The organism is Solidesulfovibrio magneticus RS-1, from assembly GCF_000010665.1.
GTDB lineage: Bacteria > Desulfobacterota > Desulfovibrionia > Desulfovibrionales > Desulfovibrionaceae > Solidesulfovibrio > Solidesulfovibrio magneticus.
In genome coordinates this window covers 56,764-72,506 of sequence record NC_012796.1, presented here as the reverse complement: position 1 = coordinate 72,506, position 15,743 = coordinate 56,764, and the positions used below count along the sequence as shown (strand labels likewise).

16 protein-coding genes and 1 tRNA gene are annotated in these 15,743 nt (G+C 64.2%); 10 read left to right on the top strand and 7 right to left on the bottom strand.

Annotated features, from left to right (window positions below):
* Positions 1–80 precede the first annotated feature (80 nt).
* The 6 genes from rlmN (at position 81) to DMR_RS00315 (ending at position 4,899) form a co-directional block, all read left to right on the top strand.
* Positions 81–1,136 (top strand): 23S rRNA (adenine(2503)-C(2))-methyltransferase RlmN, encoded by a 1,056-nt coding sequence (rlmN, locus tag DMR_RS00340; RefSeq protein WP_012749652.1) that lies wholly within the window; start codon positions 81–83, stop codon positions 1,134–1,136.
* A gap of 192 nt (positions 1,137–1,328) precedes the next feature.
* Complete coding sequence (locus DMR_RS00335; RefSeq protein ID WP_012749651.1) at positions 1,329–1,592, top strand: AbrB/MazE/SpoVT family DNA-binding domain-containing protein; 264 nt, start codon at positions 1,329–1,331, stop codon at positions 1,590–1,592.
* A complete protein-coding gene (locus DMR_RS00330; protein WP_012749650.1) occupies positions 1,589–2,020 on the top strand; it encodes a type II toxin-antitoxin system VapC family toxin in 432 nt (143 codons plus the stop codon). Before DMR_RS00335 ends, DMR_RS00330 begins: the two co-directional genes overlap by 4 nt.
* 81 nt (positions 2,021–2,101) lie before the next feature.
* Positions 2,102–2,476 (top strand): phosphoribosyl-AMP cyclohydrolase, encoded by a 375-nt coding sequence (gene hisI, locus DMR_RS00325; protein ID WP_012749649.1) that lies wholly within the window; start codon positions 2,102–2,104, stop codon positions 2,474–2,476.
* The gene (gene hisG, locus DMR_RS00320; RefSeq protein WP_012749648.1) at positions 2,476–3,357 is read left to right on the top strand and encodes an ATP phosphoribosyltransferase; all 882 of its coding nucleotides are present in this window, start codon (positions 2,476–2,478) and stop codon (positions 3,355–3,357) included. The genes hisI and hisG overlap by 1 nt, the downstream gene beginning before the upstream one ends.
* Before the next feature lie 138 nt (positions 3,358–3,495).
* Positions 3,496–4,899: a DUF1566 domain-containing protein gene (locus DMR_RS00315; protein WP_012749647.1), complete on the top strand. Its 1,404-nt coding sequence runs from the start codon at positions 3,496–3,498 to the stop codon at positions 4,897–4,899.
* Positions 4,900–4,956: 57 nt separating this feature from the next.
* Here the strand turns inward: DMR_RS00315 and DMR_RS00310 are convergent, their stop codons facing one another.
* The 6 genes from DMR_RS00310 to DMR_RS00285 form a co-directional block, all read right to left on the bottom strand.
* The gene (locus DMR_RS00310; RefSeq protein ID WP_043599755.1) at positions 4,957–5,490 is read right to left on the bottom strand and encodes a hypothetical protein; all 534 of its coding nucleotides are present in this window, start codon (positions 5,488–5,490) and stop codon (positions 4,957–4,959) included.
* A 30-nt stretch (positions 5,491–5,520) separates the two neighbouring features.
* Positions 5,521–6,438, bottom strand: coding sequence for a hypothetical protein (locus DMR_RS00305; RefSeq protein WP_193763666.1), 918 nt, complete (start codon positions 6,436–6,438; stop codon positions 5,521–5,523).
* Between the two features lie 136 nt (positions 6,439–6,574).
* Complete coding sequence (locus DMR_RS00300) at positions 6,575–7,231, bottom strand: carbonic anhydrase (protein WP_012749644.1); 657 nt, start codon at positions 7,229–7,231, stop codon at positions 6,575–6,577.
* A 53-nt stretch (positions 7,232–7,284) separates the two neighbouring features.
* A tRNA-Ser gene (locus tag DMR_RS00295) sits at positions 7,285–7,374 on the bottom strand.
* Positions 7,375–7,387: 13 nt separating this feature from the next.
* Entirely contained in the window at positions 7,388–8,089 is a 702-nt protein-coding gene (locus DMR_RS00290; protein ID WP_043599750.1) for a PilZ domain-containing protein, read from the bottom strand.
* An 80-nt stretch (positions 8,090–8,169) separates the two neighbouring features.
* Positions 8,170–9,132 carry a chemotaxis protein gene (locus tag DMR_RS00285; RefSeq protein ID WP_012749642.1) on the bottom strand — a complete coding sequence of 321 codons (963 nt, stop codon included), beginning with the start codon at positions 9,130–9,132 and terminating at the stop codon, positions 8,170–8,172.
* A 224-nt stretch (positions 9,133–9,356) separates the two neighbouring features.
* On the opposite strand from DMR_RS00285, the gene DMR_RS00280 reads away from it, so the two are divergent.
* From DMR_RS00280 to DMR_RS00265, 4 genes are all read left to right on the top strand, one after another.
* Positions 9,357–10,592, top strand: a complete 1,236-nt coding sequence (locus DMR_RS00280) for a glycosyltransferase family 4 protein (protein ID WP_012749641.1) — start codon at positions 9,357–9,359, stop codon at positions 10,590–10,592.
* Complete coding sequence (gene asnB / locus DMR_RS00275; RefSeq protein WP_012749640.1) at positions 10,593–12,503, top strand: asparagine synthase (glutamine-hydrolyzing); 1,911 nt, start codon at positions 10,593–10,595, stop codon at positions 12,501–12,503. It abuts the gene before it with no gap.
* Positions 12,500–13,696 carry an MFS transporter gene (locus tag DMR_RS00270; protein ID WP_012749639.1) on the top strand — a complete coding sequence of 399 codons (1,197 nt, stop codon included), beginning with the start codon at positions 12,500–12,502 and terminating at the stop codon, positions 13,694–13,696. The genes asnB and DMR_RS00270 overlap by 4 nt, the downstream gene beginning before the upstream one ends.
* Positions 13,697–14,011: 315 nt before the next feature.
* The gene (locus DMR_RS00265; protein WP_012749638.1) at positions 14,012–15,049 is read left to right on the top strand and encodes an agmatine deiminase family protein; all 1,038 of its coding nucleotides are present in this window, start codon (positions 14,012–14,014) and stop codon (positions 15,047–15,049) included.
* 172 nt (positions 15,050–15,221) lie between these two features.
* Here DMR_RS00265 and DMR_RS00260 read toward each other — a convergent pair whose 3' ends face one another.
* Positions 15,222–15,716 (bottom strand): hypothetical protein, encoded by a 495-nt coding sequence (locus DMR_RS00260; protein WP_012749637.1) that lies wholly within the window; start codon positions 15,714–15,716, stop codon positions 15,222–15,224.
* Positions 15,717–15,743: the final 27 nt, after the last annotated feature.

Here is a 15,743-nt window from a genome sequence, read left to right as displayed (position 1 = left end):
TCACCGCCCGAACCCGACTCCATCGCCAACACCGCACACCAACCAACAACCACAACCCCGCAACCAGCAGACCAACCGCCATGACCAATCTCATCGACCTGACGTTTCACGAACTGGAGTCCCTCATTGTCAGCCTGGGCGAGCCGCCGTACCGGGCCAGGCAGGTCTGGCAGTGGCTGTGGCAGAAGCGGTGTCGCGAGATCGCGGGGATGACGGACGTGTCCAAGGCGTTGCGCGCCCGGCTGGAGGAGGTGGCGGAAATTCGGTGGCCGGTGGTGGAAATGGTGCGGGAGAGCCGTGACGGCACGGTGAAATTTTTGTTGGCGCTTGATGATGGCGAGCGGGTGGAGTGTGTATTGATTCCGGAGAAGGATCATTACACGGCCTGTTTGTCGACCCAGGTGGGTTGCGCCATGGGGTGCGGCTTTTGCGCCACCGGGATGCTGGGGTTTCGGCGCAACATGACGCCTGGGGAGATGCTGGGGCAGGTGTTGGTGGGGCGGCAGTACTTGACGGACAAGGGCGTGGAGCTGGGGCTGCGCAATCTGGTGTTCATGGGCATGGGCGAGCCGCTTTTGAATTATGAGAATCTGCTGAAGACTCTTGAGGCGTTGCATCATCCTCAGGGGTTGGATTTTTCGGGCCGGCGCATCACGGTGTCCACGGCCGGCGTGGCCCGGCATTTGTTGGATTTGGGGCGCACGGGATTGTGTTCGCTGGCGATTTCGCTGCACGCGCCGACCCAGGCCCAGCGGGAGCGGATCATGCCCGGGGCGGCCAGGCTGGAGCTGGACAAGCTCATGGATTTGCTGGCGCAGTATCCCTTGAAGCCCCGGGAGCGGCTGACGTTCGAGTATTTGTTGCTGGCCGGCGTCAATGACGCCGACGCCGACGCCCGGGAGCTGGTGCGGCTGCTCTCGCGGGTGAAGGCCAAGGTAAATCTGATCGTGTTCAACGCCACGCCGGGGTTGCCGTATTCACCGCCGGACGAAGCCAGGGTGTTGGCGTTTCAGGATATTTTGAAGAGCAAGGGGCTGACGGCGACGCTGCGCAAGAGCAAGGGATCGGACATCGCGGCGGCCTGCGGGCAGTTGCGGGCGGAGTGCGACGGCGAAGGTGAGGGCGAGGGAAAATAAGGTAAGAGGGGAAGAGAAGAGGCCTCCGGCGGCCGGGGGCCTGAGGCCCCCGGACCCCCCAAATGGGGTAAGGGGGGCGAGGCGGCGCATAAAATTCGGCCGGCGACGGAGCGCTTGTCACCCGGTTGACGTTTATGTAAGCTAATGCTCTTTTTCGCGTAGAATGCGAACGGCGGGATGCCGGGAGGCCCTATGGAAACGACGCTAGACGAACAAGGGCGCGTGGTCATTCCCCAGGATGTGCTTCATGATTTGGGTCTTGCCCCCGGGGCGCGCCTGATCGTCGAGGAACGGGACTGCACCATTGTCATTCGTAGCGCTGACCATGACAATGGGCTTGTCGAGGAAGATGGGGTGCTGCTTTTTGGCGGCGAAACCCTCGGGGAAGTGGATGATCTGGTTGAGCGTGTGCGAAATGACCGCGCTCGGGACATCGCAGGTCTTTCAAAGCGATGAGGGTGTTTTTCGACACGTCGGTGCTTGTCGCCGCCATGGTGAAAAGCCATCCCATGCATCAGCGGGCGTTTCCCTGGTATTTGAAAAGCCGCCGAGGCGAGATCGAAATGGCAGTTGCAGCCCACGGCTTGGCTGAAACATACGCCTGCCTGACGACGTACCCCTCACGTCCCAGAATTTCTCCCGTTGCGGCCATGGCGTTGCTGCGGGAAAGCATTGTCAGGACGAGTACCGTCGTATCTCTAGACGGACGCGATTACCTGGAAGCCTTGGACATGGTTTCCGACAAGGGCCGAAGCGGCGGCAGCGTCTACGATGCCCTGCACGTAATTGCAGCCGAAAAAAACGGCGCTGACCTCGTGCTTTCCTTCAATCGAAAGCATTTTGAACCGCTTATGCGGCCGGGGCAAAGGTTTACCGAACCCTGACGCCCTTGAATCTCCAGTTTTATTGAGCAGTTCGGTTTTCCGCCGGCCAACCGGCACTCCATAGCGCGAAGGAATATTTCGATGAAACGACCCGATTTCGCGAAGTGCGGCGGCCTTGTCCCCGCCATCGCCCAGGAAGCGTGCAGCGGCGAGGTGCTCATGCTCGCCTACATGAACGAGGAAGCCTACGATAAAACCCTGGCCACCGGCGAAGTCCATTACTTCAGCCGCAGCCGCCAGAAGATCTGGCATAAGGGCGGCACCTCCGGCCATGTGCAAAAGGTCCATAGCGTGCGCCTCGACTGCGACGCCGACACCATCCTGGTGCTCGTCGAGCAGATCGGCGGCGCGGCCTGCCACGAAGGGTACAAGTCCTGCTTCTTCACCGAAATCACCAGCGACGGCGAACGCACCTGTTCTCCGAAAGTCTTCGACCCCAAGGAGGTCTACAAATAATGGCCGGCGACAACATGCTCAAACTCGGCATTCCCAAAGGCTCCCTCCAGGACGCCACCATCGCGCTTTTTGAAAAATCCGGCTGGAAGATCCGGATGCACCACCGCAACTACTTCCCGGAGATCAACGATCCCGAGATCACCTGCTCCATGTGCCGCGCCCAGGAAATGTCGCGTTACGTCGAGTCCGGCACCCTGGACTGCGGCTTGACCGGCAAGGACTGGATTCTGGAAAACGAGTCCGACGTGGTGGTCGTGGCTGACCTCGTCTACTCCAAGGTGAGCAACCGCCCGGCCCGCTGGGTGCTGGCCGTGGCCGCCGACTCGCCCTACAAGCGCCCCGAGGATCTGGCCGGCAAGAAGATCGCCACCGAGCTGTGCAACTTCACCAAGCAGTATTTCTCCGGCGCGGGCATCCCTGTGGAAGTGGAATTCTCCTGGGGAGCGACGGAAGCCAAGGTGGTCGAAGGCCTGGCCGACGCCATCGTGGAAGTGACCGAGACCGGCACCACGATCAAGGCCCATGGGCTGCGCATCATCTCCGATCTGCTGTCCACCAACACCCAGCTCATTGCCAACAAAAAGGCCTGGGAAGACCCGTTCAAACGCCGCAAGATCGAGATCCTCAACATGATGCTGCAAGGCGCGCTGCGGGCCGAAGGCCTGGTCGGCCTCAAGATGAACGTGCCCGAGGAGAAGATGCCGGCCATCATGGCCCTTCTGCCCAGCCTCACCGCCCCCACCGTGGCCAATCTCTACAATAAGGACTGGCTGTCGGTGGAAATCGTGGTCACCGAAGGCATCGTGCGCGACCTGATCCCCAAGCTCCACGACCTGGGGGCCGAGGGCATCATCGAATACGCGCTCAACAAGGTCATCTAGCTTTCGAGCCAGAGCGATAAAAAACGGCCGCGGGCGAAAGCTCGCGGCCGTTTGGCGTTTTCGGCCATGTCGCCTTGCCATGGGCCAGGGCGGGGGCTAAACTGGCCGTAAAAGCAATGCCTGGGATGGAGCCGGCCTATGAATATCGCCCCCGACAACGCGCTTTCCCTGGGCAGGCGCATGGCTTGTGTCTGCATCCTGACTCTGGCGTTTTTCACTGCCTGGGCAAGTCCGCCATTCGCCGCCACGATCATACCCATCGAGCGCTTCAAGAAATCCAATGAACCTGCTGTGGCGTTTGCCAAGAACTCTATTGATTTTTATGGATTGCGGATCAAGGAGACAAAGGAGAATGTCGTCGTCTCGTACAAGGGCAAACAAATAGAAGATATCCCCGCCTTCAAACTTTTCCGCAAGGAACCGTACCTCAACGACGCCTATGTTGTGGACGACTACCCGCGCCAAGGCCTTCGCACGCTGTTTGTCCCGACCTATTCTGGAGGGGCGAATTGCTGCGTCGTGGACCTCATCGTGACGAAGACCGAAAGCGGATTGGTCGTGGCCGTCGTGGACGCCGGCAGCGGCCACGGGATAGCGCCCGACGCCGTGAAAAACGGCAAAGAACTCGCTGTCAGCAGCATTTGCGCCAAGGGGACGGATCTTGATGCGGTCGATGCCGACGCCTTCGGCTGGTGCACGGCGACAGCGCCGCGCCCCGACACCTGCCTCGTCTTTGCCGACGACACTTGGCGTTTCGCCAAGCCGGGCGAAAAACCGGCCCTGTACGAGACGCTTTTGCACAAGGAGCTGGCCGACGCCACAGATCCCGGCAAGAAACCCCGCTACGGGGAACCGCTGGACAAGGAAGTCCTGTACGCCAACGCCGTGAATATCTTGTTTTATGCCATCATGGCCGGCAAGTCGGACACGGAGTCCTCGGATGTCCTGCATCGGGCGCTTCCTGACCTGGATGCGACGCAGCGCAGCAACTTCATCGCCAACGTCAAGGCAACCATTGTCCGCTGCAACGCCTTGACCAGCAAGACCATAGGCCTGGATCCGACAAGTTCGGTCCCGACGTCTTCCGCCCCGGCCACCCCGCACCGCGACAACGCGTCTGCCGGCGGCCGTTTCACCCGGACGCCCTGCGGCGCCGTCGCGGACGCCGTCAACAAGCTCGAGTGGTTCGTCGGTCCGGATGTCGACATGACCTTCGACCAGGCCCGGGACTGGGCAAAAAGCCTGGCTGCCTGCGGCAAGGGCTGGGGCTTGCCGAGCATCGCGCAACTGGCGACGTTGCATGATCCCCGCCTGACGGCCGGAACGGGCTTTTACGCCGGCGGCAAGCATTGGCCCGCCCACATTGATCCGCTCTTTTCGGGAATCGGCGGCGGTTCCTGGGTGTGGTCCAGGGAAGAACCCAACGCCGCGACAGCGAAGGCCTACAATTTCAACCAGGGCACGGAAACCCGGACCGGGAAGCCGGGCCAGGGCCTAACGGTTCGCGCCTTTGCCGTGCGCGCGCTCACGCCGGCCCAATAAGCGGCCCGCGACCGCCAGACCGGGCTGTCCCGTACCGCAAGCCGGGAAGAATGCTCCCTACTTCCGTGGCAGATTAGGCAGAATCTCGTTGGCCGCCGACACGATGCTGCGCCGCAGGCCGGGGTCGCTGTTGAGGAATTCGGCCACGGCCGTGGCCAGGGGTTCGGGGATGCCGGTGAGGTCGCGGATGCCCAGCCGGGCGTCCACAGCGCGGCCGGACGCGTCGATGCGCACCACCGGTGCGAGATGGAAGCGCACCGGCACCGGGTCGCCGCCGGAGACGAGATTGCAGCGCACTTCCTGAGGCGGCAGAGCCACGTCGCCCTTGGCGTGGAGCCGGGCAACGACTTCCGAGCGCTTGGCCGTGATGACGGCGGAGCAGGCCAGATCGGAGACAAAGCCGAAGGAATTGCTCTCCAGACGCGAGCGCGTCACCGGATCGAGGCGGAAACCAGTTTGGCAGGCGATCTGCTCGGCCTTGGGGTTGTCGAACACCTGGCGGCAGGCGTCGCCCTCAAGGACCACTCCGGCGCGCGACAGCGCGGGCAGGGCCAGACAGCACAGGATGATGAAAAGGACAGACAGCTTCATGGGTTCCTCCGGCAAGCGCATGGCGCTCCCCTACCGCCGCCGCCGCTTCAGGGCAAGACCCGCCTGCCCCTTTACCCATTTGGGGGGTCCGGGGGCATCAGGCCCCCGGCCGCCGGAGGCATCGTCACGTTTTTTTGACAAAAACGCCATGTCCTCGGCCGCGCCGGCAAAATGCAGGAAGTGGGCGCGGGCAAGGGCCGCGGCGACGCAGCCGGCCTTGAGCCGGGCCAGGATGTCGGGCCGATCGCGGCAGGCGGCCAGAAAGGCCGGGTCCATCAGAAAGGGATAGTGGTTGGCCAGGCTCGTGGCCCAGAGGGCGTTGAACCGGGGGTCAAGCCAGGCAACCGGGCCGTTTTGCAGCAGATGATAGGACAGGGGGCGCATTTCGTAGAGCATGGACCGGCTGTCGGGCCGGCGGTCCTCGGCGTAAGCGGCGGCCATGGCCGGACCGTGGGATTCGGGCGTGAGGACCATGACCCCGGTCTGGACCACGGCATCCGGGCCGTCCTCGAAGCCGTAGTGGCGGTAGAAGGCCTGGGGCGTGTCGTCGTCGGCCAGACTGGCCCCAATGGCCGCGAGGCGGCGGCGCGTGGCAGCCTGGGCGGTGGCGTAGTCGGCCGGCGTGGGGCTGGAAAACTGCTCCACCGCGCCCAGGGTTCCGGGCGGCACGCCGTCAAAGACGTCGGGCGCGCCCGGGGCGACGGCGATGTCGGCGTCGAGCCACAGCACCTGGTCGCAGGCCCGCAGTTTGGGGACGTCGAAAAGCAGACATTTCTGCCAGGCCGGGCTGCGGGCGCGACCGCGCGGCGAATCGTCGATGGGCTTGTCGAGAACGACCAGGGCCAAGCCGTGGGACTTGGCGTAGGCTCGAACGCTTTCGGCGGCGTGGGCGGCGAAGCGCTTGCGGCAGGCTTCGCCCACGACCAGGGTGGCGATGGCGCGTTTCATGGCCGGCAGCGGGCCTGGGCGGGGCTGTCGCCGGGCCGAGGCGGAGGGTTTGGGCCGCAGTGGCGCCATCGTGCCGGACCAACCATCGCCAGGGCGGCACGGACCGGATCCCCAGGCCTGACAGCCGCCCGGCGGCTCATGGCGCGGGTTTGGTTTCGCAGCGTGCCACCAAGGGTTCGAAGCTGCCGGTTTCGGGCAGGTAGCTCAGGAGTTCGCCGCGCTCCAGATCGAAATACCAGCCGTGCAGATGCATTTCGCCGCGCATGACGCGTTCGAACACCCAGGGGAAGGTCAGCAGGTTTTCCAGCGACACGAGGACGGCGGCCTTTTCGCAGGCGTGCTGGCGCAGATGAAAGTCCTTGTCGGACAGTTTCTCGTTGACCTCGCGCAGGGCCGGTTCGGCGATCCTGACCCAGGGGGCGATGAATTCGCCGAGCTTTTCCTTTTGGGGGTGCATGAGCGCCTGGATGCCGCCGCAGCAGGAATGGCCCAGCACAATGACGTGCTCCACGCCAAGCACCCGCACGGCGTATTCCACGGCGGCGCTGACGCCGTGGTTGCCCGGGGTTTTTTCGTAGGGCGGCACGAGGTTGGCCACGTTTCGCACCACGAACATGTCGCCTGGTTCGCAGCCGGTGAGGATGGCCGGGTCCACGCGGGAGTCGGAGCAGGCGATGACCAGGACCTTTGGCGTCTGGCCGCGCTTGAGATCGGCAAAAAAAGTGCTGCCATCGCAGAAATAGGTGCGCTGGAAGTTCTTGAATCCAGCCAGGAAACGAGGAATGTCCTTCATGGGGCAGGAACTCCGGGGGGGCCTTGGACAGGCGCGCCCGCATGGTGAAAAACTGGCGGAGGGAGAGGGATTTGAACCCCCGGACGGGTTTCCCCGCCAATGGTTTTCAAGACCACCGCCTTAAACCGCTCGGCCATCCCTCCGCAGACAGCCTCTTTAAAGCGCTTTGCCCGGACAGGCAATATCCATCTCGTCGGCTTCGCAGCCGAGCTGCCCCAACTCCGTGAAAAGCACCTCGGGCATCTCCAGAAACGCCAGCCCCACGCCCGGCACCGAGCGCCGTAGCGCCCAGGCCTCGTGCCAGGCCACCCGCGTGCGCACCGGCACGTCGCTCACGTCCGGGAACACCACCCAGGCGTCCTGGCCAATCTCCCAGGACGCCGTGGTGAATAAAAAACAACCGAGATAGGAAACATTGACCGTGCAGGTCTTTTCGCCGCCGTCGCCGGCCGGCGGCGCGCGCCACAGCACGGCCGGCAGGTTGGCCTCCACCCGCTCGCCGCGCCGCAGGCTGCGCGGCAGGAAATCGCGGCAGGCGGCGGTAAAAACCGACAGCCCGTCCCGGGACGGCGGCCCGGCGTCCGCGCCCAGAGCAAAAACTGTGTCCGTGCCGGGATCGTATTTGAGGCGCGCTGAGGGATAGATCTCGGCCAGGCGTTGCAGCACGCGCTTGTCGAACTGTTTTTCCCGCACCAGCGTCGGCACGTCGAACAGCACGCCGTTATACCGGCGGCATCGGGCAGCTCGGAGCAGCTCCCCGGGCGTTTCGGCCACGTCGCAGGCCGCGCCAAGGCGCGTCAGCTCGGCCACGATACGATCCCGGGCCTGGCCCCGGCGGGCCACAAGCAGCATGTGCATGGATGGCGACCGTCCTTGAAACATCCTGTCCGGTCAAAACCAGGCGGGCCTTGCCGCTGCCGTCATCGCTCCCGGCAACGCTACCGGCTGGCTTCGATGAGCTTGCGGGCGCGCTCGGCCAGGGTGCCGACCTCGGGCTTGGTGACCTGGTCGTCGGCTCCCACCGAGAGCCCCTTGTGGTAGAGCTGGTCGTTAATAAGCGACGAAAAAAGCACCACCGGCAGCTGCTTGAGCACCGGGTCGTCCTTGATCTTCTTGCACAGGGTATGGCCGTCCATTGACGGCATTTCGATGTCGGTCACGACAAGATTGACGCTGGACGTCAGGGGCTTGCCGCCCTTGGTCGCGGCCTCGCGCCATTCCGCCAGACGGTCCCAGGCGTTTTGGCCGTTGACGTCCTGGATGACTTCGAAGCCGTCCTTCTCCAGATAGGTGGCGATGAGCCGGCGGATGGAGTTGGAGTCGTCCACCACCAACGTCTTGTAAGCCGAACGCTCGGGTTCGGGGATAGCCGCCTCTGCGCGCTGGCGATCCGTCTTCATGGCCAGGGCGGGGTTTAAGTCCCAGATGATCTGCTCCATGTCGAGGATGAGCACGATGTGGTCCGGGAACTTCACCACGCCGGTGAAATTGTTGGCCGCGAACTGGGCCACGTAGCCCGACGGCGGCTCCACCTCGGACCAGCTCAGGCGATGGATGCGGGTGACGCCCGAAACCATGAAGGCGTTAATGACCTTGTTGAATTCCGAGACGATGACCTTGGTGTTCTCATCACGAGCCATGGGCTTGCCCAGCCACATGGACAGGTCAATGAGCGGAATGACCCGGGAGCGCAGATTAAAGGTGCCAATGACGCACGGGTGCGGCGTTTGCGGCATCCCCGTCACCTTGGGCAGCCGGATGATCTCCAGCACCTTGGCCACGTTGACGCCGTAATAAGCCCGGTACGGCTTGGCCCCGGGTTCGGTGGCCTCGTCGATGTAGAACTCGATGATTTCGAGTTCGTTGGTCCCCGCCTCGAGCAAAATATTGGTCTGCGCCATGGCCGTCCTCGCCTGCCGTCAGCCCCGCAAGGCCTTCGTGTTTTTTGCCGCCGCCCGATCCCCAAGGCCGCCGGTTGCGGCAGGCCCCATGTAGTCCCTTAGCCGTTCGGGACAGCGGGCGCAAGCTTTTGCCGGCGCGGGAGCGCGCCTTTACAGGCACGCCCGCCTGGACTACAAGTCGCCTGCGTCACCCAACGCCAAGCGATCATCCGGCGAGCAAACATTTGAGCCTTCCCAAGACCGCCTATATCCTGCTTTGGTATCCCCTGCCCTCGGAAACCTTCATTTTCCGGGAGGTGGAAAACGCCAAGGCGGCCGGCATGCCCTTTTGCGTCCACGCCCTGTACGGCGAGGCCCGTAAGCACTTGTCGCCCCAGATGGCCGCCGTGGCCCCGACGGTCGCCCGTCTGGGCGCCCGGTCCATCCCGCGTATCCTGGCCGACATGGCTTGGTGGGCCGTTAGGCGACCCATCGAAACCGCCGCCATTCTGGCCACCATCCCCTGGCGGCGCTGGAGCTGCCTGGAGGTGGCCGGCGAGAACGTCTTCGCCATGTGCGCCGGCTTTTCCCTGGCCCGCAAATTCCTGGCCGACGGCATCGAGCACATCCACGCCGGCTGGGCCAACGGCCCGGCCACGGCCGCCTGGGTGGCCTCGCGCCTGTCCGGCATCCCCTTTTCCTTTTCCGCCCGGGCCGGCGACATCTATCCGCCCGACGGGGCCCTGGCCGAGAAAATGCGCGCCGCCGCCGCCATCCACACCAACAACAAGGCCAACATCGCCCACTTGCACGCCACGGCCCCGGACGCCGCCGCCAAGATCCGCCAGATCTACAACAGCCTGACGCTCACCGGCCGCGACGTCTCGCCTGTGCACCTGGAGCCGCCCTACCGGCTCCTGGCCGTGGGCCGCTTTTGCCGCACCAAGGGCTTTGACGTCCTCATCGACGCCTGCGCCCTGCTGGCCCGGCGGGGGTTCCCCTTCCAGCTCACCCTGGTCGGGGCCGGCCTGCCCCTGCCCACGGCGCTTATCCGCCGGCGCATCCGCATCCACGGCCTGCGCGCCCGGGTGTTTCTGCCCGGGTTCGTCAGCCACGACCGCATGAGCGAACTCTACGCCGCAACAGACATTTTCATCATGCCAAGCGTGGTCCACCCGTCCGGCGACCGCGACGGCATCCCCAACGTCATCATGGAAGCCCTGGCCCACCGCATCCCCGTGGTGGCCACCGACGTCTGCGGCATCCCCGAGGTGGTGGAAGACGGCGTCACCGGCCGGCTGGTGGCCCAGCGCGATCCGGAAGCCATCGCCGACGCCGTCATGGCTCTGGCCGCCGATCGGGAGTCCGCCCTCGCCATGGCCGAGGAGGGCAAGAAACGCGTGGCCGCCATGTTCGACCCCGAGACCAACACCCGCGCCATCCTCGACTTTTTCGGGAGCCTCCCCCGGAGGCGCTTTTAGATGTGCGGCATCGCCGGTTTCGTCTGGCCGGCGGGACAGACCCCGCCACCGGCCGAGGAGCGTCGGGCGCTGTTGTCCGCCATGACCGGGGCCATGGCCCATCGCGGCCCGGACGGCGAGGGGCTTCTCATCGACGGCCCGGCCGCCCTGGGGCATCGCCGGCTGTCCATCATCGATCTGGCCGCCGGCTCCCAGCCCATGGAAGACGCCGAGGGCCGGGCCGTGGTCACGTTTAACGGCGAGATCTACAACTACCGCGAGCTCAAGGCCCGCTTCGCCGCGCGCGGCTTTCGCTTCCGCACCAATTCCGACACCGAGGTCATCCTGGCCGCCTGGCTCCTGGACGGCCCGGCCGGCCTGGACGCCCTGGAAGGCATGTTCGCTTTTGCCCTGTGGGACCGCGACAGCCGCACCCTGTTCGCCGCCCGGGACCGCTTCGGCAAAAAACCGCTCGCCTACACCATCCAAAACGGCGTCTTCGCCTTCGCCTCCGAGCTGACCGCCCTGGAGAAACTCCCCTTTTTGCGCCTGGAAACGCCCATCGGCGCACTCATGCGCTTTGCCGCCTACGAATACATCCCCACCCCGGAGACGATCTACAAGGACGTCTTCAAGCTGCGGCCGGGGCATTATCTGCTGTGGCGCGACGGGCAGCTGACCACCGCCCCCTACTGGGACATGCCCCTGCCCGGCCCCGAACCCAAGGAATCCGAAGAGGAGCTGTGCGAAAAGCTGCGCCTGCTTTTGGCCCAGTCCGTCAAGCGCCGGCTGGTGGCCGACGTGCCGCTTGGCGTCTTTCTCTCGGGCGGCGTCGATTCCTCGGCCGTGGCCGCCTTGACCGCCGGCATGGTCAGCCGGGTCAAGACGTTCAGCATCGGCTTCAGCGAAGCCTCCTACGACGAGTCGCGCTACGCCCGCATGGTGGCCGGCCGCTTCGCCACCGACCACCACGAGCGCATCCTCTCGGCCGACGCCTGCGGGTCGCTCTTGCCCGAGATCGTCTCGCGCTTCGACGAACCCATGGCCGACCCGTCCATCGTGCCGACCTATCTGCTGTCCCAGGTCACCCGGGAAAACGTCACCGTGGCCCTGGGCGGCGACGGCCCGGACGAGCTGTTCTACGGCTACGAATACTTCCCGGCCTTCCATCTGGCCGCCGGCTACGACCGCTTGCCGCCCTTTGTGCGCAAGCGCCTGATCGAGCCCCTGGCCAAAATGCTGCCCCACTCGTCGGGCTACATCAATCCGCGCTTTGTGGCCGACACCTTCCTGGCCGGAGCCACCGCGCCCCAGTGGCTGCGGGTGCAGACCTGGCTGTCGGCGTTTTCGGCCGAGTCCCAGGCCCATCTCTGGCGCGAGGCCAGGCCCGGGATGCTTGCTCCCGAGCGGCTTTTCGCCCCCACCAGGGAACTTTTCGAGGGCTTCCCGGCCGACGATCCCCTGGCCCGGGTGGGCTACGTCTTTGCCCGGCAGTACATGCTCGACTATATCCTGGTGAAAGTGGACCGCTGCTCCATGATGCACTCCCTGGAAGCCCGGGCCCCCTTCCTGGACCGCGACCTGGCCGAATTCGTCTGCCGGCTGCCCTCGCGCTACAAGCTGCGCGGAGCCAAGCGCAAATACCTGCTCAAGAAGGCCGTGGCCGATCTGCTCCCCAAGGACATCCTGGGCCGGGGCAAGCGGGGCTTTCTCATCCCCGTGGCCGACTGGCTGCGCGGCCAGCTGCGCCCGCAGGTGGACGAACTGCTCGGCCAACGCCATCTGCGCGACCAGGGCATCTTCAATCCGGCCGAAGTCGGCCGGCTCGTCACCGAGCACGCCACCAAGGCCGCCGACCACCGCAAAAAGCTCTGGACGCTGCTGGTCCTGCAACTCTGGCTTGCCAAGCACAAGCCCACCATCATCCCGTGAAAGCACACCTCGATCCGGCCCGGCCGGAATACGGCCTGACCCGGTCCGCCCTGCGCGAATCGGGCCGCCACGACATCCTGCTGTTCCTACTCGTCTCCACCATCGCCTCCACGGCCGGCATCCAGGCCTGGCAGACGCTCATCAACAACTTCGCCGTGGAGTCCGCCCACCTCGGGGCCGACGCCGTGGGCTTTGTCCAGTCCATCCGCGAGGTGCCGGGCTTTCTCTCCATGCTCGTCATCTACGTGCTGCTGGTTTTAAGCGAACAGCGCGCCGCCTCCCTGTCCATCCTGGTCCTGGGCGTGGGACTGGCCGCCACCGGCTACTTCCCGAGCTTTTGGGGCCTGACCGCCACCACGCTCATCATGTCCACGGGCTTTCACTACTATGAGCCGCTCAACCAATCGCTCACACTGCAGCATTTCAACACCTTCGAGGCCCCGGTGGTGCTCTCGCGCATCCGGGCCGTGGGCGCATTGGCCAACATCGGCGTGGGCATCCTCATCTATTTCATGGCCGACGCCATGGGCTACAAGGGCATGTTCGCCGTGGTCGGCGCGCTGGTGGCCATGGTCGGGGTGTGGGGGCTTTGCAAGAAACCCTGCGAGACCGACGTCGCGCCCCAGAAAAAGAAGATGTATCTGCGGCGCAAGTACTGGCTCTATTATCTGCTCACCTTTCTGGAAGGCTCGCGCCGCCAGATCTTCATCGTCTTCGCCGTCTATCTGCTGGTCAAGAAATTCGACTATTCCATCCAGTCCATCACCATCCTGTTTGTCATCAACAACGCCATCAACTACTTCTTAAATCCCATGATCGGACGGGCCATCAACCGGTTCGGCGAACGCCAGCTGCTGTCCATCGAATACGCCGGCATGATCGTGGTCTTCCTCGTCTACGCCTACACCAATTCCCACATCATCGCCGGCACGATGTTCGTGCTGGACTATCTGCTGTTTAATTTCAACGTGGGCGTGCGCACCTACTACCAGAAGATCGCCGCCCCCGAGGACATGGCCTCGGGCATGGCCATGGGGTTCACCATCAACCACATCGCCGCCGTGGTGGTGCCGGTCCTGGGCGGCATCCTGTGGATGGTGGACTACAAGATTCCCTTTTTCATCGGCGTGGGGCTGGGCGTGGTGTCGCTGGTCTTCACCCAGCTCATCCGCACCCCCGCCAAAACGGCCTAGCGCCGTGTGAGTGAAATGCGTGCCTCCGGCGGCCAGGAGAGGCGCTGCCTCTCCTGGACCTCTCCGCCGGGGGGATGATCCCCCCGGACCCCTGCAACGGGAAAAGGGTAGGGGCCGGGATCGACGTCGGCGGCTGGCGATGTGTATTGCAAGTCTCTCTATCGCAAGTTTAAGGGGCGCGTAGCCCTTCCCCTTTTAATCCCTTTATTCTCCCCCCATTGAAAAGTTTTTGGGGAAGGAGGGGGTCTGGGGAAGGAAACCCCTTTTTTCAAAAAGGGGTTTCCTCCCCCAGCATCTCCGAAGGAGCAACCAACCATGACGACCATGTGGCCGGCCGAGTTCGAGGCGCATCGGGCGGTGTGGCTGGCCTGGCCGGGCAACGCGTCCGACTGGCCGGGCAAGTTTTCGCCCATTGCCTGGGTGTATGGCGAGATGATCCGCAAGCTGACCGGAGCTGGCGAGCGGGTGCGATTGCTCGTGCGCGACGCCAAACAGCGCGTGGCGGCCGGACGGGTGCTTTCGGCCGTGGGCGCGGATTTGGCCTTGATCGAGTGGTTCGAGCGGCCCATGGACCGGGGCTGGACCCGGGATTTCATGCCGTTTTTCGTGCGTCGGGGCGGCGGGATCGCGGCCGTGGACTTCGGTTTCACGGGCTGGGCCAAGTATCCGGACCATCTGTTGGACGATCAGGTCGGGCCGTCGGTGTGCCGGGAGTTGGGGATGACGGTGATCCCGGCCGTGCACGGCGGTCGCCGGGTGGTGCTGGAGGGCGGCGGCATGGACGGCAACGGCCGGGGCGACGTGCTGACCACCGAGGAGTGCCTGCTTGATCCGGCGGTGCAGGTGCGCAATCCGGGCTTTGGCCGGGCCGATTACGAGGCCGTGTTCCGGGAGTATCTGGGCGCGAAAAACGTCATCTGGCTCGGCCAGGGCATTGCCGGGGACGACACCCACGGCCATGTGGATGACCTGTGCCGGTTTGTTTCGCCGGATACGGTGGTCTTGTGCCGCGAGGACGACCCGTCCGACGACAACTACGCGGCGTTGAGTGAGAACCGGGAGCGGCTGCAGGGGCTGCGACTGGCCGACGGCGGGGCGCTGACGGTGGTCGATCTGCCCATGCCCCGGCCGGTGGTTTTTAGGGGCCAGCGGTTGCCGGCCAGCTACGCCAATTTCCTCATTGCCGACCGCGTGGTGCTGGTCCCGACCTTCAACGACGCACGCGACCGGCTGGCGCTAGGCATCCTGGCCGAGCTATTCCCGGGCCGGGAAGTGGTGGGCATATCCGCCGTGGACCTCGTTTGGGGCCTGGGGACCATCCACTGCCTGAGCCACGAGGAGCCGGCGGCCTAAGGTCTGGCCGCCGGGTTTTGCTGGCGGCGTCAGTGCTTAAAAAGCACCATGATTTCAATGGCTGCACGCAAGCGCGTGCCTGCGCTCTTGGGGAGCGTAGGCACGCGTTTTTTGTTGGGCCGCCGGACGGCGAGGCGGCGTCTGGCGCTTCGGCCACGGCGGTTTCGGCGCGTCAATGGACGTCTGGCGTATACTGCTCCGGGGCGGTGTAGAGCAGGTAGCAGTGCCGAAACATCAGTCCGGTGTTCCAGACAATGAACACGGCGCTGACGCCAAAAAGCAGATACTCGATGTGGTCGGTGTCAATGATGGCATTGGGCATCTTGACGCAGGCCACGCACATTTCCATGAAAAGGCCCAACAACAGATAAAAAAGTCCGTAGGCGTGGCAGATGTCGTCGATATAAGCCTGCTTTTCAGTGTAAAATTTCGGATAGAGCTTGAAAATGGGCATGAGGGAATGGCGTTCCTCAATGGCGACGCCGTAAGCGATGAGGATGACGCCAAGGGATTCCGAGACATTTTCGAGGTCGGGGATGTTGTCTAAGGCGTTGAGCAACATGGGAGCCATTATCCAAAGCGAGAAAATGCTCAGCGCCAAAATAAGGATATTGAAAAGCAGAATGCCGTTTCTCCCGGTGAGGAAGAGCAGGGCTTTGTCGCGCATCGGGAGACCCTCAAGACGAAACGTCGT

Excerpts from the sequence above, each read along its gene's own strand:
- rlmN (WP_012749652.1), top strand. The coding sequence starts at position 81 with ATGACCAATCTCATCGACCTGACGTTTCACGAACTGGAGTCCCTCATT.
- DMR_RS00335 (WP_012749651.1), top strand. The coding sequence starts at position 1,329 with ATGGAAACGACGCTAGACGAACAAGGGCGCGTGGTCATTCCCCAGGAT.
- DMR_RS00330 (WP_012749650.1), top strand. The coding sequence starts at position 1,589 with ATGAGGGTGTTTTTCGACACGTCGGTGCTTGTCGCCGCCATGGTGAAA.
- hisI (WP_012749649.1), top strand. The coding sequence starts at position 2,102 with ATGAAACGACCCGATTTCGCGAAGTGCGGCGGCCTTGTCCCCGCCATC.
- hisG (WP_012749648.1), top strand. The coding sequence starts at position 2,476 with ATGGCCGGCGACAACATGCTCAAACTCGGCATTCCCAAAGGCTCCCTC.
- DMR_RS00315 (WP_012749647.1), top strand. The coding sequence starts at position 3,496 with ATGAATATCGCCCCCGACAACGCGCTTTCCCTGGGCAGGCGCATGGCT.
- DMR_RS00310 (WP_043599755.1), bottom strand. The coding sequence starts at position 5,490 with ATGAAGCTGTCTGTCCTTTTCATCATCCTGTGCTGTCTGGCCCTGCCC.
- DMR_RS00305 (WP_193763666.1), bottom strand. The coding sequence starts at position 6,438 with ATGAAACGCGCCATCGCCACCCTGGTCGTGGGCGAAGCCTGCCGCAAG.
- DMR_RS00300 (WP_012749644.1), bottom strand. The coding sequence starts at position 7,231 with ATGAAGGACATTCCTCGTTTCCTGGCTGGATTCAAGAACTTCCAGCGC.
- DMR_RS00290 (WP_043599750.1), bottom strand. The coding sequence starts at position 8,089 with ATGCACATGCTGCTTGTGGCCCGCCGGGGCCAGGCCCGGGATCGTATC.
- DMR_RS00285 (WP_012749642.1), bottom strand. The coding sequence starts at position 9,132 with ATGGCGCAGACCAATATTTTGCTCGAGGCGGGGACCAACGAACTCGAA.
- asnB (WP_012749640.1), top strand. The coding sequence starts at position 10,593 with ATGTGCGGCATCGCCGGTTTCGTCTGGCCGGCGGGACAGACCCCGCCA.
- DMR_RS00265 (WP_012749638.1), top strand. The coding sequence starts at position 14,012 with ATGACGACCATGTGGCCGGCCGAGTTCGAGGCGCATCGGGCGGTGTGG.
- DMR_RS00260 (WP_012749637.1), bottom strand. The coding sequence starts at position 15,716 with ATGCGCGACAAAGCCCTGCTCTTCCTCACCGGGAGAAACGGCATTCTG.